The sequence below is a fragment of the Actinoallomurus rhizosphaericola genome (assembly GCF_024055675.1).
GTDB classification, from domain to species: Bacteria; Actinomycetota; Actinomycetes; order Streptosporangiales; family Streptosporangiaceae; genus Actinoallomurus; species Actinoallomurus soli.
The window spans coordinates 197110-221257 of the sequence record NZ_JAMXMW010000005.1 but is presented as its reverse complement, the minus strand read 5'-3'; the positions used below and the strand labels follow the sequence as shown (position 1 = coordinate 221257).

Below are 24148 nucleotides of genomic sequence, written 5' to 3'. Positions count from 1 at the left end.
CCGTACAGCCTGGCCGGCCGGCGCAATTCGCGCAGCCCGGGCAACCCGCGCAGCCCGGGCAACCCGCGCAGCCTGGGGAACCCGCGCAGTCCGCGGAGGCCGGGTGGCCTGGCCAGGCCGGAGAGCCCGCCGAGTCCGCGTCGGACGGGGAGTCCGCCCCGGTGGATGGGCCGGTGGGCGATGCCGCGTCGCCCTCCCCGGGCGACGAGCCGCGTCCGGGCGAACCGGCGGAGTCGGCCGGGCCGGGCGACGGCCGCACCGGCGCGTGGGCGGAGCCTTCCGTGCCGCAGGCCGAGACCGGAGTGTGGCAGGGACAGCCGGGATCTGCTCCGTCCGCTCCTGCCGCCCCTCGGCAACCGGCGGCGCCGTTCGGTCCGGGAGGGACCCCGGCCTCCGCGCCCGCCGTGTCCGGCGGCCCCGAAGAGCCCGCCGGAACCGACGGGCCGGACACGGGTCCCATCGGACCCGGCCCTTATCCGCAGGACCCCGGCGGCCCCGGCCCGTACGCGGGCGGCCCGGCCGCTCCCGGTCCCTACGCGGGGAACCCGGCCGTGCCCGGGCCCTACCCCGGCGGACCCGCCTCCTCCGGGCCCTACCCCGGTGATCCCGCCGGGCCTGCGCCCTACCCCGGAGGGCCCGGCGCTCCAGGGCCGTACGGGGAGAACCCGGTGCCCGGGCCGTACGCGGGAGGCCCGAGCGGGCCCGGGCCGTACGGGCAGGGCGTCGGTGGGCCGGGCCCGTACCTGGGGAACCCCACGGGGCCCGGGCCGTGGGAGAACCCCGGCGGCCCACCCGGACCTCCCGGCGGCCCGCAGGGCTGGAGCGGCGCGCAGGGCTGGGGCGCGCCCCAGCCGTACCAGTACGGGCCGCCCCCGCGGGCGAAGAAGTCGAAGGGCGTCCTCATCTCGGTGCTGGCCGGCGCGGGGGTGGTGTTCGTCGTCCTCGCCGTCGTCGGTGTCGTGGCGCTGGGCCGCTCCGGCGACGACCCCAAGACCACGTCGGGCAAGGCGGCGCGCGAGGCGGGTCATGCGATCGGCCAGGCGGCCGGGGTGACGCTCACGGGCACCTACGGCGGGAGCCGGGCGACGTTCAGCGTGACGAAGGCGGGGAGCGCCCGCGGCACCTTCAGCGCGAGCGGTTCGCAGGTCAGCCGGGTCGACGTCGGCGGGACCACCTACCTGAAGGCGAGCAGCGGCTACTGGAACGACCAGGGTCTGGACTCGGACCAAGCCGAAAAGGCGAGTGGCACGTGGACGAAGGCCCCTGACGACATCACGACGCTGAACCTGGCCGACCTGGCGCCCGCGCGACTGTCGTCCGTCCTCGGCCAGGCGGCGAACGACCCGCTCGCCGCGCGGACGACGGTGAACGGCGTGCAGGCCCTCAAGGTGAGGGTCGGCGCCCGGACCTACTACATCACGAAGAGCGCACCCCGCCGGGTGCTCCGGCTGGAGGGCGCCTCGGGGTCGGATCAGTACGTGTTCGACGTCAAGGCGCTGTCCTCCGCCGGCGCCGGCGAGGTGTTCAGCGGGCTCCGGACGGATGTGCAGGCGCTGAAGGACGCCTACGACCCCGACCTGACCGTGCTGCCGCTCAGCAGGCTGCAGTTCGGCAGTTGCACCGAGTCGAGCTGCACGGTGCGGGCCGACGTCAAGGCGACGTCGCTTCACGACTCGACCGGAGGCGTCCGCGTCGGCATGAAGATCAAATTCAGTGGCGCCACCGACGGGGCGGCCGTGTCCACCTGCACCGACACCGCGTCGACGAAGATGGACACCCAGGTGCGGTTGTCCTGCCGGACCAGCGGCGGCAAGTGGTCGTCCTGGTACCGCTCGCACGTCGGGCGATTCACCATCCACGCGACGCCGTCGTTCTCCGGGACCGTCAACACCGCCTCCGACGTCAACGGGCTGCTGGCCAAGCTCACTGAGGAGCAGCGAACGAACTGAGGGCGGGAGGCGCCGGGTCGTGCGGCCCGGCGCCCGCCGCCCCCTGTTCCACCGGTTTTCACGGGTTTTCGCGGCGTTCGCGGGCCCGGGCCGCGCGGCCGCCGGGACATGCCACGGCTCCCCGTTTCGAGGAATGCCATGGGTGAGGCCATATAGTTCGGCACGTGTCCGGACTCCTGCTCTTCGCACGGCTGCACGTCGACCTCTGCCGGTCGGCGAGCGCGCTGTGTCCGGAACCCGCGGCGGCCTGATCCGGCCGCCCTCCGCAGCGCGCCGAGCCGCCATCGCATGTATGCCTACGCCGTGACTTGGGAAATCAGTACGGGGGCGTGATGCGAGCGGGGCGGATCACTGGGCGCTGCGACGCATCTCACAAGCGCGCTTCTAGCGGCCAATGTTGAAATAACCACGTGATCCGGGACGTAGCATGAAGGTAAGCCTAAGTGGCACGTCGGTTGCGGATGCCTCCCTCCGCCCGAGTGCCGCGCGTCGAGGAGGTCCTGCTCTGTGACCAAACAGGTCCGGCAACTCGACCGCGTCATCATCCGTTTCGCCGGGGACTCCGGCGACGGCATGCAGCTGACCGGCGACCGCTTCACTCAGGAGACGGCCGCCTTCGGCAATGACCTGTCAACACTGCCCAACTTCCCCGCCGAGATCCGCGCGCCGGCCGGCACGCTCCCCGGCGTCTCCAGCTTCCAGCTGCACTTCGCCGACCACGACATCCTGACGCCGGGCGACGCTCCGAACGTCCTGGTCGCGATGAACCCCGCGGCCCTCAAGGCGAACGTCGGCGACCTGCCGCGCGGCGCGGACCTCATCGTGAACACCGACGAGTTCACGAAGCGCGCGCTGGCGAAGGTCGGGTATGCGGCCAACCCCCTCGAAGACGGCTCGCTCGACGAGTACCGCGTGCACTCGCTGCCGCTCACCTCGATGACGGTGAAGGCCCTCGAGGACTTCGACATCTCCAAGAAGGACGCCGAGCGGGCGAAGAACATGTTCGCGCTCGGGCTGCTGTCCTGGCTGTACCACCGGCCGACCGAGGCGACGGTCCGGTTCCTCGAGGTGAAGTTCGCCAAGAAGCCCGAGATCATGAAGGCCAACATCGCGGCCTTCCAGGCGGGCTGGAACTACGGCGAGACGACCGAGTCGTTCTCGGTGTCGTACGAGGTGAAGCCGGCGACGCTGCCGCCGGGGCTGTACCGCAACATCTCCGGCAACATGGCGCTCGCGTACGGGCTGATCGCGGCGAGCGTGCGGTCCGGGCTGCCGCTGTTCCTCGGCTCGTACCCCATCACGCCGGCCTCGGACATCCTGCACGAGCTGTCCAAGCACAAGCGGTTCGGGGTTCGAACGTTCCAGGCCGAGGACGAGATCGCGGCGGTGGGCGCCGCGCTCGGCGCGTCGTTCGGCGGCGCGCTCGGCGTGACGACGACGTCCGGCCCGGGCCTCGCGCTGAAGGCCGAGACGGTCGGCCTGGGCGTCGCGACGGAGCTGCCGCTGGTCGTCATCGACGTGCAGCGGGCGGGCCCGTCGACGGGCATGCCGACCAAGACCGAGCAGGCCGACCTGCTGCAGGCGATGTACGGCCGCAACGGCGAGGCGCCGGTGCCCGTGGTGGCGCCCGCGACGCCGTCGGACTGCTTCGCGACCGCGATCGAGGCGGCGCGCATCGCCGTGAAGTACCGGACGCCGGTGATCCTGCTGTCCGACGGGTACCTCGCGAACGGCTCCGAGCCGTGGCAGGTGCCCGAGGTCGACGCGCTGCCGGAGATCGACCCGGCCTTCGCGCAGCCGGGCCAGGAGGAGTTCCAGCCGTTCAAGCGGAACCCGGACACGCTGGCCCGCCCCTGGGCCGTCCCGGGCACCGCGGGGCTGGAGCACCGCATCGGCGGCATCGAGAAGGCCGACGGCAGCGGCAACATCTCCTACGACCCGGACAACCACGACCTGATGGTGCGGCTCCGCCAGGCGAAGATCGACGGCATCGCCCGCGACATCGCGCCGCTGGCCGTCGACGACCCCGACGGTGACGCGCGCGTGCTCGTGCTCGGCTGGGGCGGCACGTACGGCGCGATCGCCGCGGCCGTGCGCCGCATCCGGGTCTCCGGGGACAAGGTCGCGCAGGCGCACCTGCGTCACCTGAACCCGTTCCCGGCCAATCTCGAAGAGGTGCTGCGCTCGTACGACAAGGTGATCGTGCCGGAGATCAACCTGGGTCAGCTCGCGCTGATCCTGCGCGGCCGTTTCCTCGTCGACGTGATCGGCTACAACCGCGTCCGCGGCCTGCCCTTCAAGGCGGAAGAGCTCGCGGACGTCATCCGGGATGTGATCAATTCATGAGCGACCCTCTCGCCCTCGTGCCGAAGGACCCCGAGCGGCAGACCGCGAAGGACTTCAAGACCGACCAGGAGGTCCGCTGGTGCCCCGGGTGCGGTGACTACGCGATCCTCGCGGCGGTGCAGGGCTTCCTGCCGGAGCTGGGCCTGAAGCGGGAGAACATCGTCTTCGTCTCCGGCATCGGCTGCTCGTCGCGGTTCCCGTACTACATGAACACCTACGGGATGCACTCGATCCACGGGCGCGCCCCGGCGATCGCCACCGGGCTGGCGTCCTCGCGGCCGGACCTGTCGGTGTGGGTCGTGACCGGTGACGGCGACGCGCTGTCGATCGGCGGCAACCACCTGATCCACGCGCTGCGCCGCAACGTGAACCTGAAGATCCTGCTGTTCAACAACCGGATCTACGGGCTCACGAAGGGGCAGTACTCCCCGACCTCGGAGATCGGGAAGATCACCAAGTCGACCCCGCTCGGGTCGCTGGACTCCCCCTTCAACCCGATCTCGCTGGCCATCGGCGCGGAGGCGTCGTTCGTCGCCCGGACGATCGACTCCGACCGCAAGCACCTGCAGTCGGTACTGCGGGAGGCCGCCACGCACAACGGCACGGCGCTGGTCGAGATCTACCAGAACTGCAACATCTTCAACGACGACGCGTTCGCGCCACTGAAGAACCCCGAGACCCGCGACGACGTGACGATCCGGCTCGAGCACGGTGAGCCCATCGTGTTCGGCGCGAACCGGGACAAGGCGCTGCGGCGCTCGGCCTCCGGCTCGCTGGAGATCGTCCCGGCCGACTCCCCGGACGTCCTGGTGCACGACGCCACGAACCCGGATCCCTCGCTCGCGTTCGCGCTCTCCCGGCTCGACTCGCCGGCGTTCGAGCACACGCCGATCGGGATCTTCCGCAACGTCGAGCGTCCGTCGTACGACGAGCTGATGCGGACCCAGATCGACGAGGCGATCGCCCAGCAGGGCCAGGGCGACCTGGCGGCCCTGCTCGGCAGCGGGGACACCTGGCGCATCGACTGACCTCCCTTGTTCCGCTCGCACGCCCATGGAATCGTTCGGTTCCATGGGCGTTCGCGTAGAGAAGCAGGGGCCGGTGACGACGGTGGTGCTGTCCCGTCCCGAGGTGCGTAACGCGGTGGACGGGCCGACCGCGCGGGCGCTGGCCGAGGCGTTCCAGGGGTTCGACGCGGACGAGGAGGCGAGCGTCGCCGTCCTGTGGGGCGAGGGCGGCACCTTCTGCGCGGGCGCGGACCTGAAGGCGCTGGGCACCGACCGCGGCAACCGGGTCGATCCGCCCGGCGCGGGCGCCTCCGCGCACGACGTGTCCCATTCGGCCGAGGGCCCGATGGGGCCGACGCGAATGCGGCTGTCCAAGCCCGTGATCGCGGCGATCAGCGGGCACGCCGTCGCGGGCGGCCTCGAGCTGGCGCTCTGGTGCGACCTGCGCGTCGCCGAGGAGGACGCCGTGCTCGGGGTGTTCTGCCGCCGCTGGGGCGTCCCCCTGATCGACGGCGGGACCGTGCGCCTGCCGCGCCTGATCGGCGAGTCGCGGGCGGCCGACCTGATCCTCACCGGTCGTGCCGTGCCTGCGGCCGAGGCGCACGAGATGGGCCTGGTCAACCGCGTCGTGCCGCCGGGACGGGCGCGCGCGGCCGCGGAGGGGCTGGCCGCCCAGATCGCCGGGTTCCCCCAGGACTGCCTGCGGCACGACCGCATGTCCATGCTCGAGCAGCAGGGCCTGGAGGAGGACGCCGCGATCGCGAACGAGTATCGCCACGGCCGCGCCGTCCTCGAGGAGACCGGCCTGGCCGGCGTCCAGCGGTTCCGGGACGGCGCCGGCCGGCACGGCTCCTTCGGCGGCTGATCAGACCGACAGAGGGTGGCTCGTGGTCTTCGTCGCGCCCGGGGTCGGAGTCGACGTCGTCCCGGTCGGCGTCGGGCTCGGCGAGGTCGATGAGGTCGAGGTCGAGGTCGACGTCTGGTCCGGAGTCGGCGACGGGGTCGGCGAGGTCGACGTGGGGCTCGGGGCCGGCGCCGGGGGCGTGTAGACGGGGGTCGGGGTGGGCACCGGCGCTCCCTTCCCGGTCTTGAGCCGGTTCACGATCTCTTCGGCGGCGCTCTGGCTGAGGTTGCCGGTGATGAGCACCCGGCCCTTGGTGATCGGGGCGTCGACCCGGGGCGCGGCCACGACCTGGTCGCGTACGGTCAGCGCGAAGTTGCGGCCGGCGGCGTTGCGGGTGAGGCGCTTGAGCGCCCTGCCGTCCGCCGGCATGAGGCTGATCGAGACGGCGTACCCGCCGCCCTGCTTGGCGCGCTCGACGTGGAGGTCGTTCACCCGCTTGATGGTGATGCCTTCCGTCAGCTCGTAGCAGACGGGCCCGATCCCGGTCTGGCCCATCATCCCCTGCACTCCGGCGGGGCACTGCTGACCGGGGATCGCCTGCGTGACCGGGAAGATCTTCAGTGGTGCGGCGAAGCGCGTCGGGTGCTCCTGGGAGAACGCGACGATGAGCGTCCCGGCCAGGGCGATGGCGGCGATGACGAGCCACAGGATGACGATGACCGCGATCAGCCCCGGCCGGCCGGCGGCCCGCCGCGCGGCCCCCGCGCCGGGCCGCCGGCCCGGCCGTGCGCCCGTGCGCCGCACGATCCGCAACACCGACCTCCGTTCCACCGGTTCCCCGGAGGAGGACGGCTGTCCGCCGCCGGAGGTTGTCCTGCCGGCGGCGTCCGGTGCCGGGGCGAGCGGGGTACCGACCGGCGGCATCCGGCGCGTCCGGCCGGCCGCGTCGCCGCCGCCGGACCCCGGCGACCCCACCGGGGCCATCGGACGGGTCGGGCTCTCGGCGTCGCCACCGGCCTGTCCGGAAGGCGCGGAGAGCGCAGACGACGCGGAAGGCGCCGGCTGCCCGGCAAGTGCGGGTGCCCCGGTAGGCGCCGGCTGACCGGCAGGCGCGGGCTCTGTGGCAGGCGCCGCGCCCGGCTCGGGAGCGTCGGCCGACGGCGGGGGCGGGACCGGAGGCATCGGACGGGTCGTGTCCTCGGCGTCGCCGCCGGGCTCCTGGGGCTGTCCGTGCGGGGAGGCCGGTCGGCGGGCGGACCGGTGAACCGCGAACCTCAAGGTGTCTTCTCCTCCGCGTGGGGGCGGGCGGAAGTCTCTCGCCAAGGCGTGAATCGGGTCAATGGCATCATGCGGACGGCCTGGCGCGCCAGACCGGGGGGCTTCCGCGTCTGCGGCCGCCGACCGTATCCCAGGTTTTCGCCGGTCCCGTCCGGGTAGCAGGTGCCGCGAACGCGGCGCCGAACCCGGAGGAGGTTTCGAGTCCGGGGCCGTTGTCGATCTTACGTGCGCCGTTCGGGATTCACTCGACGCGGTCGGGTATTAGCGTCAGGTCATCAGCACCCTGGGTACGGGTTCCGGCCGGCCCGAGGACCATGGAGAGGGGAAGAGACATGGTTGCCATCGGATACACGATGATGTGCGAGCAGGCGGCGCCGGACCAGTTGGTGCGCGACGTCCGTGCCGCCGAGCACGCCGGGTTCGACTTCTCGGTGATCAGCGACCACTACTTCCCCTGGCTGCCCGCGCAGGGCCATGCCGGCTACGCCTGGGCGATCCTGGGGGCCGCCGCCCAGGCCACCGAGCGCATTCCGCTGATGACCTACGTGACGTGCCCGACGATGCGCTACCACCCGGCGATCGTGGCGCAGAAGGCCGCCACCGTGCAGATCCTGTCCGGCGGGCGGTTCCGTCTCGGCCTGGGCGCCGGGGAGAACCTCAACGAGCACGTCGTGGGCAAGGGCTGGCCGATGACGAGCGTCCGGCACGAGATGCTGAGCGAGGCGATCGAGGTGATCTCCGCGCTCTTCGACGGCGGGACGATCGACTACCGGGGCGCGCACTTCGACGTGGAGTCGGCCAAGCTGTGGGACCTGCCCGACGAGCGGATCCCGATCGGCGTGGCCGTGTCGGGGCCCGAGTCGTGCCGGCTGGCGGGCGAGCAGGCCGATCTGATGATCGCCACCGAGCCGAAGAGTGAGCTCGGCGAGATGTTCGACGCCGCGGGCGGATCCGGCAAGCCGCGCGTCGGGCAGATCGCCATCGCGTACGACACCGACCGGGAGGCTGCGGTCAAGCGGGCTCACGAGCAGTTCCGGTGGTTCGGCCTCGGCTGGCCGGTCAACGCGAACCTGCCGGGCACGGGCGCGTTCGAGTCGGCGAGTCAGTTCGTCACCCCGGACCAGGTCGCCCAGCAGCTCTCGTGCGGCCCGGACGTCGACGAGCACGTGGAGAAGATCAAGGGTTTCGTCGACGCGGGGTTCGAGGAGATCGCCCTCGTGCAGATCGGCGGCGAGCACCAGGACTCCTTCATCTCCTGGGCCGAACGCGAGCTGCTGCCCGCGGTGCGCTCGCTCTGAGGACCGGTCAGGGAGCCATCAGGTCGGCGTAGTCCGAGCACTTCTTCTGGTGGCCGACGACGACCGTCCAGCCGTACGGCGGGTGGCGGAGGTCGAACGGGGGCGGGCCGGGCGCGGCCTCCTGGCCGACCACTCGCGCCCAGCCGGCCGCCCGCACCCGGCGGACATCCGGCTGTGCGGTGCCGGAGCAGACGATCTGCGCCATGACCAGACGGGTCATCATTCCGTCCCGGTCGTAGTGGACCGTCATGATCCCGTCGTCGACCGTGATCTCGTACAGGGGGAGTTTCGCGAGCGGGCTCCAGATGCCCGCCGCGATCTCGTCCTGGGTCGGCCCGCTCAGCCACAGGGCGTACACCGCCGCCTGTGGAGCGCCGGGAAAGGCCACGCGGCGCTCCGGCACCAGCCGGCCGTTCCGGACGAGGTAGACGGTCGTCTGCGGGACGGCCTGCTGCGCCAGGGCGGGCTCACCGGCCCCGATGACGCCGGTGGGACGTACCCCGCAGGCCGCGCCGAGGAGCGCGGCGGCCACCGCGAGGACGACGCGGAACCCGAGACGGGCCGTCACGCGCGCTCCCCCGGCGGCTCGGGCGCACCCGCGACGGGCCCTCACCCGCGTTTCCCCGGCGGGCCGGGCGAACCCGCGACGGGCCGTCACACGCGCTCCACCGGCGGTCGGGCGCACCCGCGACGGGCCGTCACGGGCGCTCCACGGGCGGGTTGGGCAGCCACAGCTCGAACGTCGTGCCGGTGTCGGTGTCGAGCAGGGTCAGCTCGCCGCCGTGCAGTTCGGCGTTGGCGCGGGCGATGGCGAGCCCGAGGCCGCTGCCCTCACTGCGGGTCCGCGCGGCGTCGGCCTTCCAGAACCGTTCGAACACGTGCCTGCGCGCCTCCTCGGGGATGCCGGGCCCGCTGTCGGACACGCGCAGCCGGATGCCGGGTCCGTCCGGCACGTACGAGCGCCGCAGCCGCACGGTGACGGGGCGTTCGCCGTGCTTGAGGGCGTTGCCGACCAGGTTCGCCAGGATCATGTCGAAGCGCCGGGGGTCGACGCGGGCGCGCAGGTCGGGGACGAGGTCGGTCTCGACCTCCTCGCTCCAGTCGCGCAGCCGCAGGCTCTGCACGACCAGCTCCGTCAGGTCCACGTCGTCCAGGACGAGCGCCGCCGCCCCGGCGTCGAACCTGCTGATCTCCAGCAGGTGACCGATCAGGGTGCGCAGGCGGCGCGTCTCCTCGGCCACCAGGCCGGCGGCCGTGGCGGCGCTTCCGGTGGCCTCCTCCTCCAGTGCGTCCGTGACGGCGGTCATCGCGGTCAGCGGCGTGCGCAGCTCGTGGGACACGTCGGCCACGAACCGGCGGGCCGACCGCTCCATCTCCCGGAGCTCGGTGACGCTGGCCTCCAGGGCCTCGGCGCTGGAGTTGAAGATCCGGGCGAGGCGGGCGAGCTCGTCCCTGCCGCGCGCGTCGACCCGCCGCTGCAGGTCGCCGGCGCCCAGGCCCTGCGCGGCCGCGGCGAGCCGGCGGACCGGTCGCAGCACGCTGCGCGCGGCGAGCAGGGCCAGCAGCAGCGCGACGACGACGGCGGCACCGCTCCCGGCCGCGACCGAGCGGGCCATCCGGTCGAGGTCGTCCCGTTCGCGCTGGAGGCTCACGATGACGTACGCCTCGATGGGGCTGGCGTAACGGCCACCGGTGGCCGGCAGGTAGACCGGCGTGCCGACGACCAGGTACGGCACGCCGCGCGAGGAGATCCGCTGGAAGTAGATCTGCTGCCCGCGCAACGGCCGGGCGAACCGGTTGTGCGGGCCGGGCCCGCGGACGGCGGCGAGGAGCTTGGGCGGGATGCGCAGGCCGGTGAAGTGCGCCCCGCTGGTGGCCCATCCCCCGGGCTCGTCGCCCAGCACCCACGACTGGCGGCCGGGCTGACGGGCGAGGGCCCTGCTGATGGGCTGGAGCAGGTCGGAGGTCAGCGTCGTCTCGGGCAGCCGCGTGGGGACCGTCTGGGCGAGGACGTTGCGGACGTCGTTGACGACCGCGTTCTGCACCCGTTCCAGCAACGCCCGCCGTACGAGCCAGTACGCGATCCCCGCGGTGACCGCCGAGGCCAGCAGCGCCACGGCGGCGAACGCCGCGACGAGCCGGCCGCGCAGCCCGATCACGAGGCGACGAAGCGGTAGCCGAAGCCGCGTACGGTCTCGATGTACTTCGGCCGGGACGGCACGTCCTCGATCTTCGACCGGACGCGCTGCACGGTGGCGTCCACGAGCCGCGAGTCGCCGAGGAAGTCGTGCTCCCACACGGAGGCCAGCAGCTGCTGCCGGGTCAGCACCTGGCCGGGGTGCCGGGACAGTTCGAGCAGGAGCCGGAGCTCGGTGGCGGTGAGGTGGACGTCCTGACCGGCCCGCCGCACCTTCATCGTCCCGCGGTCGATGACCAGATCACCGTGGGTGGAACGGTCCCCTGGCGCGCGCTCGACGCGGCGCAGGACCGCCCGCAGCCGCGCGTCCAGGACGCGCGGCTCGACCGGCTTGACGACGTAGTCGTCGGCCCCGGCCTCCAGGCCGACGACGACGTCGATGTCGTCGCTGCGGGCGGTGAGCAGGATGACGGGCAGGGAGTCCTCCGCGCGGATCCGGCGGCAGACCTCGACGCCGTCGATGCCCGGCAGCATGACGTCGAGGATGACGATCTCCGGGCGCCGCGTGCGCACCTGCTCGAGACCGAGTTCGCCGGTCTCGCGCGCGGTGACGGAGTGTCCGAGCCGGGTCAGCGCGAACTCGAGTCCGGCACGGGCCGACGGGTCGTCCTCCACGAGCAAGATTGTCGCCACGCGCCCATTATCAGGACAGTCGGCGCAATGGTCAGAACAAAATGATCATGTCACAGTCTTGGAACATCGCGAACTTTTCCACGCCGCCCAGGGCGCGGGCGATACGCCGGAGTACGCGACCCGCCAGCCGTCCGGGTGCCGCGGCCACGACGCGCCGGGCGCCGTACGGCCCGGAACCGGCACGATGACCATGCAGGTCCCGGCGGGTGGCGCCTCGTTCGCGGAGTGGAAGAAGCCGACCCGCGTCCACCAGACCTGGTAGGTCTGCCGCACCCAGACCCGCCACGTCAGGCCCGCGTCGACGGCCACTCCCCCGTACGGCGCACCGGGACGGAAGATCGGCTCGCGCGCCGGGAGCCAGGGCTTGGCGATGACGAGGGCCGCGACGAGGTTGAACGCCGTGAGCCCGGCGGCGATCGTCCACGCCGGGCGCGGCAGGAAGGCCAGCACGACGAGCGCGCTCAGCAGCCCGAACGCGGCGAGCGAGGCCGCTCCGAGCCGGAACGACGTCCAGTCCCCCGTCAGGAAGCAGGTCTCGGGGAAGTCGAAGGCGATGAACGTGTAGTGGGTGAGCCGTTCCCCGGCGAACACCGCGGCGGACAGCCCGGCCCCGACGAGCACGACCCCCGCCGCGCAGGCGTACCCGGCGACGGCGTGCCGCCGCCGGATCAGCACCACGAGGCCGCACAGCGCGTGCGCGACGGCGAGACAGGCGAGGTAGCGGCCGTAGAAGTAGTTGCCGACCCGGTGTTCGTCCGGCAGCGCCGCCGAGGACGCCAGGGCGGTGCCGGCGGTCGCGGCCAGCAGCACCCCGGACAGGATCCGGTCGGCCGGGGCGCTCCAGGGCCGCCAGAGCGTACGGGCTGTGGCGACGAGGCCGATCCCCGCGAGCCCCCAGGTGGCGACGATGAGGTACCAGATCTGGCCCGCCGCGCCGCACACGGCCCACTCCAGGCCCGTGACCGTGGTGAGCCGCGTGGACAGCAGGCCGCCGAGGTCGCGGACACCGTGGGGGTACAGCGCGGACCGTACCGCGCCGTTCAGCGCCCATCCGCCACCGGCCGCGAGAAGGACGACGGCCATCGGAATCAGGATCGGCCGGACGGCGGCGCGCGGCCTCCCTCGCTCTCCCGGGCCCTCCGCCAGGACGATGGCGCGCGGCCTCCCCGGTCCTCCCGGGACGGCGGCGCGTGGCGTCCCTCTCCGCACCAGGTCGCGCCCCAGGACGGCGGCCAGGGTGAGGACGTGGACGGCCAGGACGACCGAACCGCGGGCGTGCGTCGTGTAGGCGTACGCCGCGGCCAGGCCCGCCAGCGAGCCGGCCGCCACGGTCCGCCGCGCGTACGCACGCCGGGCGTCCCCGGAGGTGTTCCGCCCACGGGACCAGGCGCGCAGGAACGAGTGCAGCGCGAGCAGCCAGCCGAGGAGCAGGGTCGGCAGGACCGCGTCGGTGAGCGCGAAACCGCCGAAGACCGTCGCGGCGGGCAGCAGCGCGGCCCCGAACGCGAGCGCGTACGCCTGCGGGCGGGCCAGCCGCATCCGGCGCAGCGCGACGACGCCGAGCGGGAAGATCGCCGCGCCGACGAGGGCGTTGATCCCCAGCACGATCCGGTAGCAGGTCTGCGGGTCGTGGCTGAGCCAGAACGCGGGGCTGATCAGCAGCGGGTATCCGCCCTGATAAAAGGTGCTGCCCGACAGGTCGCCGCCCGGCCCGCCGGTCAGCCACCGTGCCGCGAGGAGGTACCCGCTCTCGTCGGGGAACGCGACCGGGACGCCCTGACCGCCGGTCAGCGCGAACCGGATGCCGACCTGGGCCAGCCAGCCGGCCAGGACGAGCAGCGGCCAGGAGGGCCGGCGCCGCCGGCGTGCCGCCGGTGGGCGCGGCCGTACCGGGGTCCGGATGGCGAGAGTGCTCGGAGACGACATGCGGACCAAGATCGCTAACCAGTGTCATGGCCCTGTCCGTACGATGTCCGTGTTCTGTTACACGCCGCGTAGGGTCTACGCCATGAGGCGGGGTCGGTGGGCGGCGGTCGTCGGCGCGGCGGCCGTGCTGGCGGGCGGCGTGACCTGGGCGGCACGGCCGGCGCCGCCGCACGTACGGACGTCGGAGCAGCGCATCCAGGTGGTCGACGGGCCGCACGACGACCGGCGCGTCGGCCTCGACACGACGTTCTTCGCGCCCGCCGGCCACGGGCGCGCCCCCGCGGTGCTGCTCGCGCACGGGTTCGGCGGCAGCAAGGACGACACCCGCGGCGAGGCCGAGCGGCTGGCCCGGCACGGGTACGCCGTGCTCACCTGGTCCGCGCGCGGGTTCGGCCGCTCGGACGGCGAGATCACCCTGGACTCCCCCGACTACGACGTGAAGGACGTCCGGCAGCTGATCGACTGGCTGGCCCGCCGCCCCGAGGTGCGGCTCGACGGACCCGGCGACCCGCGCGTCGGCGTCGCCGGGCAGTCCTACGGCGGCGCGATCGCCCTGCTGGCCGCCGCATACGACCGCCGCGTCGACGCCATCGCGCCGCAGATCACCTGGTACGACCTGGCCGACTCGCTCTTCCCCGACGCCACCGGCAAGGGCGCCGCGAACGGCGTGTTCAAGAAGGTCTGGGCCGGCATCTTCTTCACCGCGGGCGCGTCGTCCACAGGGTGTGGACGGTTCCTGCCGTCGCTGTGCGCGATGTACCAGAAGGTCGCGGAGACCGGGCGGCCCACGCCCGAGGCGGTCGCGACGCTGCGCCGGTCCAGCGCCTCCTCCGTCGCCGGCCGGATCCACGTCCCGACCCTCCTCGTCCAGGGCCAGTCGGACTCGCTGTTCCCCCTCGACCAGGCCGACGGCAACGCGCGGGCGGTCGCCGGCGCGCCGGTGAAGGTCGTGTGGTTCCAGGGCGGGCACGACGGCGGCGACCCCGAGACCACGCGGGTCCGCGGCCTGGTCACGGGCTGGTTCGACCGGTATCTCAAGGGCGACCGCACGGCGGCGGAGAGCGGGTTCACCGTCACGCGGAGCGGCGGCATCGACTCCTCCACCCAGCGCGTCGTGGTCACCGCCGCCACCGCGCCCCGATATCCGGGCCTGTCCGGCGCGTCCCGCCGCACGCTCCCGCTGGGCGGCCAGGAACAGACGATCCAGAACCCCCCGGGCGGGTCACCCGCGTCCATCTCCACGCTGCCCGGGCTCGGCGCGCTGAACGCGGCCGGCGGGCTCGGCGCCGGGGGCGCCCAGTTCGACATGCCCGGCCAGTCGGCGGTGTTCGAGACCGAGCCCCTGGACGCGCCGGTGACGCTCACCGGGTCCGCGCACGTCCGCGTCCACGTCGCCGGCGGGCGGGCGACGCTGTTCGCCAAGGTGTACGACGTCGGGCCGGACGGCCAGGCCGAGCCGGCCCGCCGACTGGCCGCCCCCTTCAACGCCGACGGCACGGTGGACGTCGCCCTGCCCGCCCTCGACCACCGCTTCGACGCGGGGCATCGCGTCCGGGTCGTGTTCAGCACGACGGACATGGGATTCGCCTCCCCGACCCGTGCCGCCTCGTACCGCGTGTCCGTGGACTCCCCGCTGACCGTCCCCGTCGACCCGGCGCTGCGCACGCCCTCCGCCCCGCTGCCCTGGTGGGTGTGGGGCCTCCCGGCGATCGCGGTGGCGGCGGCCGTCGTCCTCGTGGCGACGGGGCGCGGGCGGCGACGTAGTGGCGCGGGCCCCGGCGACCCCGAGGTGCCGCTGGAGATCAGCGGGCTCACCAAGCGGTACAAGAACGGCCACCTGGCAGTGGACGACCTGTCCTTCCGCGTCGAACGCGGACAGGTCTGCGGCCTGCTCGGCCCGAACGGCGCCGGCAAGACCACCACGCTGCGCATGCTCATGGGCCTGATCCACCCCGACGCCGGGCACATCCGCATCTTCGGCGAGCCCGTACGACCCGGCGCCCCGGTGCTGTCCCGGCTCGGCTCGTTCGTCGAGGGCCCCGGCTTCCTGCCGCACCTGTCCGGCCGCGACAACCTGGAGCTGTACTGGAAGGCCGCCGGACGCGGCGAGGCGTACCTCGACGAGGCCCTGGAGATCGCCGGGCTGGGGGACGCGATCCGCCGGCCGGTGCGCACCTACTCGCAGGGGATGCGGCAGCGGCTCGCCATCGCCCAGGCCATGCTCGGCCTGCCCGACCTGCTCGTCCTCGACGAGCCGACCAACGGCCTCGACCCGCCGCAGATCGCCGAGATGCGCGAGGTCCTCGTGCGGTACGCCGCCGCGGGCCGGACCGTCATCATCTCCAGCCACCTGCTCGCCGAGGTCGAGCAGACCTGCACCGACGTCGTCGTCATGCACCGGGGCACGCTCGTCGCCGCCGGTCCCGTCGCCGAGATCGCCGGCCACGACGGCTCGATCCTGATCGGCACCCCGGAGGTCGACCGCGCGATGAGCGTGCTGACCGCGCTGGAAGGCGTCGAGGGCGCGGAGCCGTACGCCCCGGGCGTCCTCGTGCGCCTGAACGGCTCGGGCCCGGCGGCCGTGGTCGCCGCCCTGGTCGCGGGCGGTGTTCCGGTGGACCGGGTGACGCCGCACCGCCGCCTGGAGGACGCCTTCCTCGCGCTGATCGGAGACGGCTCGTGACGGATCGGGGAGGCTCGGTGACACGGGAGGCGCTCGACGGCCGAGGTGGGCGCGTGGCCGAGGATCCCGCGTACCGGCGGCGCCGGACGCTGCCGCTGCGCGTCGAGGCCGTACGCCAGCTGCGCCGGCGGCGCACCTGGATCGCGTTCCTGGTCCTGCTGGCCCTGCCCTGGGTGCTCGCCGCCGCCTTCAAGATCGGCGGCTCGCCCTCGGGGGACGCCGCGAACACCCCTGGCCTCGTCACGGTGGCGACCGCGGGCGCGCTGAACTTCACGGCGTTCACGCTGTTCGCATCCGCGGGCTTCCTGCTCGTCGTGGCGGTGGCGCTGTTCTGCGGCGACACGGTCGCGAGCGAGGCGGGCTGGGCGTCCCTGCGCTACCTGCTCGCCGCCCCGGTGCCGCGCGTCCGGCTGCTGCGCCAGAAGCTGATCGTCGCCCTCGCGTATGCTGCGCTGGCCGTGGTCAGCCTGCCCGCCATGGCGATGATCACCGGGATCTACGTCTTCGGCTGGGCCCGTCTGCGAGTGCCGGGCGGCGACGTCGCGCTGCCGAACGGCACGGCCCTCACCCGGCTGCTGATCATCGTCGCCTACATCCTGGCATCCGAGCTGGTCGTCGCCGCCCTGGCGTTCCTGCTGTCCGTCACCACCGACTCGCCGCTCGGCGCGGTCGGGGGCGCGGTCGGCCTCGTCATCCTCAGCAACATCATCGACGCGGTGACGGCGCTCGGCCACTGGCGGGAGTTCCTGCCGACGCACTGGACGTTCGCCTGGACCGACGCCCTCCAGCCGCACCTGGAGTGGACCGGCATGATCAAGGGCACGGCCCTGTCCGCCTCGTACGCCATCGTCTTTCTCGCCCTGGCCGTCCGCCGCTTCCGCTCCAAGGACATCGTCAGCTGACATCTCCGGGGGTGCTCAGGGGGCGGACGAATCGGGCGGAGCGGTGGCAGGCGTCCTCGAAGCCCAGGTGCTTGTAGAAGGCGTGCGCGCCGGTGCGGTACCGGGAGCTGGTGAGCTCGAGGTCCTCGCAGCCGAGACGGCGCGCCTCCGCCTCGATGAAGCTCATCAGCCGGGCTCCCACCCCATGCCCCCGAGCCTCCTCGTCCACCACCAGGGACACCACTCTGCCGCGCCGGCCGTCGCGCTCGAAGAAGGGAATGGCGTGGAAGGCGAGGACCCCGACCACGCGATCGTCGAGCGTCGCGACGACGACACGGCTGAGCGGATCCTCCCCCCACCGCGCGATCCGATCGGCGGTCTGCTCCACGGTCGACGGATAGCCGAGCTGCGTCACCAGCTCGGCTATCACCGGGGCGTCGACGGCCGAGGCTTCTCTGATCAGGACGTCCATCGATGGTCCCTCCTCACCCGACCGAGAGTTTCACACCCCGGAGGACTTCAGGAGAACAAAGTCGTGTCCTGCCGGCGGGCGGGGCCGGGCTTCGGGAGGGCGCCGGTCGGCAGAGGGCCGGTCAGGACACGCGCCGGCGGATCCATCGGACGCAGAATCCGGCCAGGCTGAGCGCGGCGACCAGGTAGATCGCCGTCTCCTCCCACTGGAAGGTCCAGAAACGGCCGGCGGGGTGGTAGGCGACCCGCTGCCGGTAGCCGAGGGCGGTGAGCCTGTCGAAGCAGGTCTGAGACGCCTGCCCTGCCTCCAGCGGGCACTTCCCCACCCAGGACGGCGGGGAGACCGCATGACCGGCGGCGTTGACGGTGTGCTGGGAGACGATCCAGGCGCCGGGCTCGTCGATCCGCACCGTGAGGTTCCCGGTGATGTCGATGAGCATCAGGTTCGCCGAGGTGATCGTGGTGGTGACGTGGTCCGGAGGCAGCAGGTGCGACCGGACTTCCAGGGCCATCGTGGCCTGGACGACGGTGAAGAGGGCGAGGAGGAGGGCCATCGCGGGCAGGGTCCGCCGGATGACGACGCCGATGGTGACGCCGAGGACGAAGGCGAACGCGGCATAGCCGATGGGGACGACACCGCGCGTGTCGAAGACCAGGGCGTGCAGGCGCGGCAACAGGAACACGCCGTGGCCGGGAGCGCCGCTGTTGCGGGCGATGGCCGCGTCGATCGGGCCGTTCCACCAGGTCACCACGAGGCTGAGCAGCCCGGTGGCGGCGATCGCGACCAGGCCGACGACCCCGAGCTTGACGAGCAGCCATCGGGTGCGGGTGGTCAGGGTCCAGGCCAGCCGGTGCGTCCCGGCGTCCAGCTCCCGGGTGACCAGCGGGGCGCCCCAGAACGTGCCGATGAGGGCGGGCGCGAAGAGCACGGCGAAGGTACCGATGAGATAGAGGCTGCTCTCGGTGCGGCCCAGTTCGTCGAGGAACGCCCTGCCGTGGGCGTGGTACAGGTGGGCGATCCGCGGGCCGGTGGCCAGGAGGAGGGCGGCGAGGACGGCGACGGCGCCGAACACCACGGCCGCCTGCGTACGGAGCTGCCGCCAGGTGAGCCAGATCATCGCTTTTCCTCCAGGACCGGGGTGGACCGGCTCATGTACGCCAGGACGAGGTCTTCCAGCCCGACCGGGGTCACCGCCCAGCCGTGGCCGTCGACCGGGACGTCGGCGCGGACGAGCAGGGTGGTCCGCCGGTCGGCGTGGTCGGCCGAGACGGCGTGCACGCCCGGGGGGAGGGCGGCCGGGTCGAGGCGCGGCGCGCCGATCAGGTGGTGCGCGGCCAGCAGCTCGCGGACGTCGCCGGCGACCTGGACGCGGGAGCCGACGAGCACGATGAGGTGGTCGCAGACCCGTTCGACGTCGGAGACCAGGTGCGAGGAGAGCACCACACTGATCTCCCGGCCGGCGACGGCGTCGCTCAGTTCCCGGAGGAACTCGTTGCGGGCGAGCGGGTCGAGGGCGGCGACCGGCTCGTCGAGGATCAGCAGCCGGGGGCGCTTGGCGAGTGCGAGAGTGAGTGCGAGCTGGGCGCGCTGGCCGCCGGACAGGCTCCCCGCCCGCTGATCGGGGGGCAGGCCGAGCCGCCGCACCCGCTCGGTCGCCAGCCGCATGTCCCAGCCCGGGATCAGCCGGGAGCCGAGCGTGAGGTGCTCCGCGACGGTCAGCCGGGCGTAGGTCGGCGTGTCCTGGGCGACGAAGCCGACCTTGGCGAGCTGTGCCGGGTCGGCGCCGGGGCGTTCGCCGCACACCTGGATGGTGCCCGTCGTCGGCGTCAGGAGGCCGGCGGCCAGGCCCAGCAGCGTCGACTTGCCGGCCCCGTTCGGGCCGACCAGGCCGACGACCCGCCCGGCCGGGATGTCGAGGGTGCAGTCCGCCAGCGCCCAGCGCCTCCGGTATCTCTTGCCGAGTCCCCGAGCCCGCAGCACCGCGCTCATGAGCGTCTCTCCGTGAAAGGCATGCGGTTCACTGTGCGGGCCCGGGCTCCGCGCGGGTACCGGCCGGAAGGACGGTTCCGGCCAGGCCGGTCGTACTTTCGGCTGATCCGCCGGTGGCGGCGGATCTCTAGCCTGAGCGTCATGGGTCTTCTGGATCGCCTGATGGCGCGCCCCGGGGCGGCCGTGAACGCCGTGCTCGGCATCGTGTTCGCGGCGGCGCTGGGCTATGAGATCCACCTTCTGAGGGACCGGCACGACGACTGGGCCCTCACGCTCGCCGCCGGGGCTGTGGTGTCGGCCGCCGCCCTGGTGCGGGAGCGCTCGCGTACGTGGGCCGCGGCGGTCGGTCTCGCCGTCGCCGGGGTCGCCGAAGCGGCCGCCTGGCGCTGGGGCCTGTCCGGCGAGCCGTCCGGTGCCGCGATCCTCGCCCTGGGGGTGCTCATCGCCTCGGCGGTGAGGGTGCTGCCGGTCCGCACGGCGGCGGCCGTCGCGGCCGGCGGGGCGGTCGTGGTGGCCGGCAGTCTCGAGCGCTACTCCCACTTCCTGGCCACCGGCGCCCCGGTCTCCTACTCCGCGACCTGGATCATGGCGCAGGGATGGGTCGCCATCGTGGGAGCCGGGCTGGTGCTGCGCCGCCTCGACGCCCGCCGGGAGGCCGCCATCGACGCCGTACGGCGGGACGAGCGCCTCGAACTGGCCCGGGAGCTGCACGATTCGGCGGCCCACCACATCACCGGCGTCGTGCTCCAGGCGCAGGGCGCCCGCATCGCCGCCCGCCGGAGCGCCGCCGGCCTCGACGACGCGCTCGCGGGCATCGAGGCCGCCGCCACCGAGGCGCTCGCGTCCATGCGCCAGGTGATCGGCCTGCTCCGGGAGGCCGACGATCCCGGCGGACCGGCCCCCGGGCCCGAGGCGCTGACCGACCTGGTCGAGCGTTTCGCCCGGCGCGGCCCGGCCGTACGCCTCGACCTGCCCGACGGGCCGCCGGACCCCGCGTGGCCGCCGGAGGTGACCGCGACCGTCTACCGGGTCGTCCAGGAATCGCTCACCAACATCACGCGCTACGCCTCCGGCGCCGGGGAGGTCATCGTGGCCCTCACCCACGACCGGCGCGACATCACCGTCGAGGTCACCGACGACGCCTCCCCCGCCGGTTCGCCGAGGTTCCCCCACTCGGGCGGGTACGGCCTCGTCGGAATGCGCGAACGCGTCGAGGCTCTCGGCGGAACCCTCGTCGCCGGTCCGCGGCCGTGGGCCGGCTGGTCGGTGCGCGCCAGCCTGCCCGTGCCGAGCCGCTCATGAGCACCCGGGTGCTGATCGCCGACGACCAGGCGATGGTCCGGGGCGGGCTCCGCCTCATCCTGGAGGACCAGCCGGACATCACCGTCGTCGCCGAGGCCGCCGACGGGGCCGAGGCCGTCGCCCTGGCGCGCCGGCTGCGGCCGGACGTGTGCCTGGTCGACATCCGGATGCCGGGCCTCGACGGTATCGAGGTCACGCGTCTCCTGGCCGGTCCGGACGTTCCCGACCCGCTCCGGGTCGTCATCGTGACCACGTTCGACCTCGACGAGTACGTCTACGGGGCGCTGCGCGCGGGCGCCGTCGGCTTCATCCTCAAGGACGCCGGCCCGGCCCTGCTCGTCGAGGCCGTACGCGCCGCGGGCAGCGGCGACGCCCTGATCTCCCCGTCGGTCACCGTACGACTGCTCCGGCACCTCGCGCCCGCCCGGACTCCCGCCGCGCCTCCGGCGGTGCCGCTGTCCGTACGGGAGACCGAGGTCATCCGGGCCATCGCCCGGGGCCGTACGAACCAGGAGATCGGCGCGGAGCTCTTCATCTCGGTGAGCACGGTCAAGAGCCACCTGGCCAGCGTCCAGGCGAAGCTCGGTGTCCGTAACCGGGTCCAGATCGCCGCCTGGGCCTGGGAGAACGGGCTCGCGCATCCGTCCGGCCGGTGACCGGCGCACGGCAGATCGATAGTGACGAACAGGCCTCTTCCGGGCATGATCGAGGCGGACGCGCGGGAGGCGATGCGGGTGACCGGTTCGGAGTTCGAAGAGTTGCTGGTGTTCGGCGGATCGGGCAGTCCGCGGCTCACCGCGGCGATCTGTGATCACCTGGGCGTGAAGCCGGGGCGCGGGGAGGTCATCCGGTTCTCCGACGGCAACCTGTTCGTGAAGGTCAACCAGAACGTCCGGGGCCGGCACGTCCACCTGGTGCAGTCCACGGTGTTCCCCGCCAATGACAACTTCGTCGAGCTGCTGTTCTGGATCGACGCGTTCAAGCGGGCCAGCGCCGCGTCGGTGACCGTGCTGATGCCCTACTTCAGCTACGCGAAGGCCGACAAGAAGGACGAGCCGCGGGTGTCGATCCGAGCCCGGGTCTGCGCGCAGTCGATCGAGGTCGCCGGGGCCGACCGGGTCGTCACGATGGACCTGCACGCCCCGCAGATCCAGGGGTTCTTCACGCGGCCGGTCGACGACCTGTACGCCCTCCCGCTGCTCGCCGAGGCCATCGGCGACTCGGGGAACCTCGTCGTCGTGTCGCCGGACGCGGGGTTCGCCAAGCAGGCACGGAAGTACGCCAGGCGCCTCGGCGCGCCGCTCGCCATCGCCGACAAGGAGCGCGTCGACCACACCGAGACCGCGCGGGTCGTCGACCTGATCGGCGACGTACGCGGCCGGGACGCGGTGATCGTCGACGACTTCACGATCACCGCCGGCACGCTCACCGAGGTCGCGGAGTCCGTGATGGAGCACGGTGCGCGGAGCGTGCGCGCGGCCGTGACGCACGGGGTGTTCACCGGCAAGTCGATGGAGCGCCTGGACTCCAGCCCGATCTCGCGGCTCTACGTGACCGACACGGTGGAGAACCAGCCGGTACGCCTGTCGCCGAAGGTGCAGAAGGTCTCGGTCGCGCCGCTGTTCGCCGAGGCGATCGCCCGCATCCACCGCCGCGAGAGCATCAGCGTCCTGTTCGACTTCTGACTTTGGCGGCCGTCCTCGGGGCGGTCCCGCGATTCAGCCGTGGATCGAGCACTTCCCGCGACCGCCGCCCGGCGGAGTTCCGACTCGCCCGAAAACCTGCGCAGTCCAGTGCCGTAAGACTACTTTGTCAGAATGATCTTGAACGGAAGTCGCGCGCGCGGTCGTGGCTGGGTCGCCCTGAGCGGGGCGGCCGTGCTGCTGGCCGCCGTCGTACCGCCGGCGCATGCCGCCGAGACCGACACCAGCGCCGTCGCACGGCAGCTTCAAAGGACCATCGCGGGTTTGAGGTTCGGCGAGGTCCTGGACACCGAACCCCCCACGGCCACCCAGGCGAAGAAGTCCGCCTCGGTCGACGTCGACCCGGAGAAGAAGCTCGCGGGACGGGATCGGGCGCCCAAGCTGAAGGCGGCGGCCATCGCGGCCGCGACACAGATCCACCAGCAGCCGAACGTCGACGTGACCGTCCTCGAGCTCGACGGCAACGGCCGACCCGTCTCCTCGGGCACCGTCGTGACGAGCCCGACGTACAAAAACGGCGTCATCGTCCCGGTCGACCGGAACTTCCACACCACCGCGGTGCGCTACCGGCACTGGGACACCAACCTCTGGAACACCAATAACGGGCAGGGCGACACCGACGTCGTCCCGGGCCGCGAGAACGCCCCCATCGACTTCATGTCGCCCTACCCGGCGTCGACCCTCAAGCTGCTGGTCGGCTTCGGCGTCCTCCAGCTCGTGGACGAGGGCGTCATCACGCTGGACGACACGTACTCCTACCAGCCGACGCAGGCCTCCGACCTGTGCGGCGCCGCCACGACCGACACCGTCCGGAACTACTTCGACCGCATGATCACCGTCTCCGACAACGGCTCGGCGTGCGCGATGATCAAGCTGTTGAACGACAAGGGCGCGATCGACGGTCTCAACCAGACCTTCCAGGACATCGGCCTGGAGACGCTGCAGCTGAAGAACACCAACCCCGCCAACGGCGGAAACTGGACCTCCGGCATCAACATGTCCTCGCTGGACACCGCCAAGCTGCTGGCGCTCATCAACGGAGTGTCGGGCACGGCATGGACCGCCCCGAACGGCAAGGCGGTCACCAGCGACGTCCTGAGCACGTCCTCCCGGGAGTTCTTCCTGAAGGAGCTCGGCGACCAGGGCTGGAACAACGTCCTGTCGACGACGAACTACTGCGGCTACACCTACCCGACGGCGGGCATGCCGCAGCGGATCTCGCAACGGTGGATCGGCCCTGACGGAACCGTGACGGTCAACGACGACCCGACCGATGGCAAGTACCAGTACCCCGTGCAGCCCTGCCAGGACGCCGCCCAGGTGACGTTCGCCCACAAGACGGGGCTGTCGGAGAACGCGGTGAGCGACGCGGGCATCGTCACGTCGCTGCCCGGCAAGCCGAACCGGCACTACATCATCGCCGCGTTCAGCAACCTCGGCTACCGGTACATCGACCCGAACCGTCAGGACGTTCAGCCGTCGGTCAACCGGACCGAGAAGTTCGCGCTGCTCGGACGCACGATGGACGCCTACGAGGCCGCGCGCTGACCCAGGCGGGCACGGGGTGAAGGGGCCGGGGAATCCCGGCCCCTTCTGCTGATCCGGCGATGTAGGACTCATCTCCTGGGGTCCGCGCACCG

20 protein-coding genes are annotated in these 24148 nt (G+C 72.7%); 12 read left to right on the top strand and 8 right to left on the bottom strand.

All coding sequences use genetic code 11. The annotated features are described in order from the left end of the window. Positions 1-173 precede the first annotated feature (173 nt). The 5 genes from NE234_RS14585 to NE234_RS14570 all read left to right on the top strand — a co-directional run bounded on the left by NE234_RS14585 (position 174) and on the right by NE234_RS14570 (position 6167). Positions 174-1949 (top strand): hypothetical protein, encoded by a 1776-nt coding sequence (locus NE234_RS14585; protein WP_252779985.1) that lies wholly within the window; start codon positions 174-176, stop codon positions 1947-1949. 164 nt (positions 1950-2113) lie between these two features. Then, entirely contained in the window at positions 2114-2200 is an 87-nt protein-coding gene (locus NE234_RS45915; RefSeq protein ID WP_406567005.1) for a putative leader peptide, read from the top strand. Positions 2201-2456: 256 nt separating this feature from the next. Continuing rightward, positions 2457-4295 carry a 2-oxoacid:acceptor oxidoreductase subunit alpha gene (locus NE234_RS14580; protein WP_252779972.1) on the top strand — a complete coding sequence of 613 codons (1839 nt, stop codon included), beginning with the start codon at positions 2457-2459 and terminating at the stop codon, positions 4293-4295. Next, on the top strand, positions 4292-5323 hold the full coding sequence (locus tag NE234_RS14575; protein WP_252779969.1) for a 2-oxoacid:ferredoxin oxidoreductase subunit beta: 1032 nt from the start codon (positions 4292-4294) through the stop codon (positions 5321-5323). The genes NE234_RS14580 and NE234_RS14575 overlap by 4 nt, the downstream gene beginning before the upstream one ends. Before the next feature lie 43 nt (positions 5324-5366). Then, positions 5367-6167, top strand: coding sequence for a crotonase/enoyl-CoA hydratase family protein (locus NE234_RS14570; RefSeq protein WP_252779967.1), 801 nt, complete (start codon positions 5367-5369; stop codon positions 6165-6167). On the opposite strand, the gene NE234_RS14565 is transcribed toward NE234_RS14570, so the two are convergent. Beyond that, a complete protein-coding gene (locus NE234_RS14565) occupies positions 6168-6962 on the bottom strand; it encodes a SecDF P1 head subdomain-containing protein (RefSeq protein WP_252779964.1) in 795 nt (264 codons plus the stop codon). A 794-nt stretch (positions 6963-7756) separates the two neighbouring features. On the opposite strand from NE234_RS14565, the gene NE234_RS14560 reads away from it, so the two are divergent. Further along, a complete protein-coding gene (locus tag NE234_RS14560) occupies positions 7757-8722 on the top strand; it encodes a TIGR03557 family F420-dependent LLM class oxidoreductase (protein ID WP_252779962.1) in 966 nt (321 codons plus the stop codon). A gap of 7 nt (positions 8723-8729) precedes the next feature. Here NE234_RS14560 and NE234_RS14555 read toward each other — a convergent pair whose 3' ends face one another. The 4 genes from NE234_RS14555 to NE234_RS14540 form a co-directional block, all read right to left on the bottom strand. Beyond that, the gene (locus tag NE234_RS14555; RefSeq protein ID WP_252779951.1) at positions 8730-9290 is read right to left on the bottom strand and encodes a GerMN domain-containing protein; all 561 of its coding nucleotides are present in this window, start codon (positions 9288-9290) and stop codon (positions 8730-8732) included. Positions 9291-9420: 130 nt separating this feature from the next. Further along, complete coding sequence (locus NE234_RS14550; protein WP_252779949.1) at positions 9421-10881, bottom strand: sensor histidine kinase; 1461 nt, start codon at positions 10879-10881, stop codon at positions 9421-9423. After that, positions 10878-11552 (bottom strand): response regulator transcription factor, encoded by a 675-nt coding sequence (locus NE234_RS14545; protein ID WP_252779947.1) that lies wholly within the window; start codon positions 11550-11552, stop codon positions 10878-10880. Before NE234_RS14545 ends, NE234_RS14550 begins: the two co-directional genes overlap by 4 nt. A 45-nt stretch (positions 11553-11597) precedes the next feature. Continuing rightward, positions 11598-13478 carry a hypothetical protein gene (locus tag NE234_RS14540; RefSeq protein WP_252779945.1) on the bottom strand — a complete coding sequence of 627 codons (1881 nt, stop codon included), beginning with the start codon at positions 13476-13478 and terminating at the stop codon, positions 11598-11600. A gap of 82 nt (positions 13479-13560) precedes the next feature. On the opposite strand from NE234_RS14540, the gene NE234_RS14535 reads away from it, so the two are divergent. Together NE234_RS14535 and NE234_RS14530 are read left to right on the top strand one after the other, a co-directional pair. Further along, a complete protein-coding gene (locus tag NE234_RS14535) occupies positions 13561-16161 on the top strand; it encodes an alpha/beta fold hydrolase (RefSeq protein WP_252779943.1) in 2601 nt (866 codons plus the stop codon). 53 nt (positions 16162-16214) lie between these two features. Continuing rightward, complete coding sequence (locus tag NE234_RS14530; RefSeq protein ID WP_252779940.1) at positions 16215-17063, top strand: ABC transporter permease; 849 nt, start codon at positions 16215-16217, stop codon at positions 17061-17063. On the opposite strand, the gene NE234_RS14525 is transcribed toward NE234_RS14530, so the two are convergent. The 3 genes from NE234_RS14525 to NE234_RS14515 form a co-directional block, all read right to left on the bottom strand. Continuing rightward, on the bottom strand, positions 17056-17514 hold the full coding sequence (locus NE234_RS14525) for a GNAT family N-acetyltransferase (protein WP_252779938.1): 459 nt from the start codon (positions 17512-17514) through the stop codon (positions 17056-17058). The genes NE234_RS14530 and NE234_RS14525 overlap by 8 nt on opposite strands. A gap of 121 nt (positions 17515-17635) precedes the next feature. Continuing rightward, positions 17636-18631, bottom strand: coding sequence for an ABC transporter permease (locus tag NE234_RS14520; RefSeq protein WP_252779936.1), 996 nt, complete (start codon positions 18629-18631; stop codon positions 17636-17638). Then, positions 18628-19503 (bottom strand): ATP-binding cassette domain-containing protein, encoded by an 876-nt coding sequence (locus NE234_RS14515; RefSeq protein WP_252779934.1) that lies wholly within the window; start codon positions 19501-19503, stop codon positions 18628-18630. The genes NE234_RS14520 and NE234_RS14515 overlap by 4 nt, the downstream gene beginning before the upstream one ends. 141 nt (positions 19504-19644) lie before the next feature. Between NE234_RS14515 and NE234_RS14510 the strand changes: the two genes are divergently transcribed. The 4 genes from NE234_RS14510 to NE234_RS14495 all read left to right on the top strand — a co-directional run bounded on the left by NE234_RS14510 (position 19645) and on the right by NE234_RS14495 (position 24056). Beyond that, positions 19645-20805, top strand: a complete 1161-nt coding sequence (locus NE234_RS14510; protein WP_252779931.1) for a sensor histidine kinase — start codon at positions 19645-19647, stop codon at positions 20803-20805. Then, complete coding sequence (locus NE234_RS14505) at positions 20802-21461, top strand: response regulator (RefSeq protein ID WP_252779928.1); 660 nt, start codon at positions 20802-20804, stop codon at positions 21459-21461. Before NE234_RS14510 ends, NE234_RS14505 begins: the two co-directional genes overlap by 4 nt. Positions 21462-21506: 45 nt before the next feature. Next, entirely contained in the window at positions 21507-22490 is a 984-nt protein-coding gene (locus NE234_RS14500; protein WP_252779925.1) for a ribose-phosphate diphosphokinase, read from the top strand. 132 nt (positions 22491-22622) lie between these two features. Further along, positions 22623-24056, top strand: coding sequence for a serine hydrolase (locus tag NE234_RS14495; RefSeq protein WP_252779923.1), 1434 nt, complete (start codon positions 22623-22625; stop codon positions 24054-24056). The last annotated feature ends 92 nt before the right edge of the window (positions 24057-24148 follow it).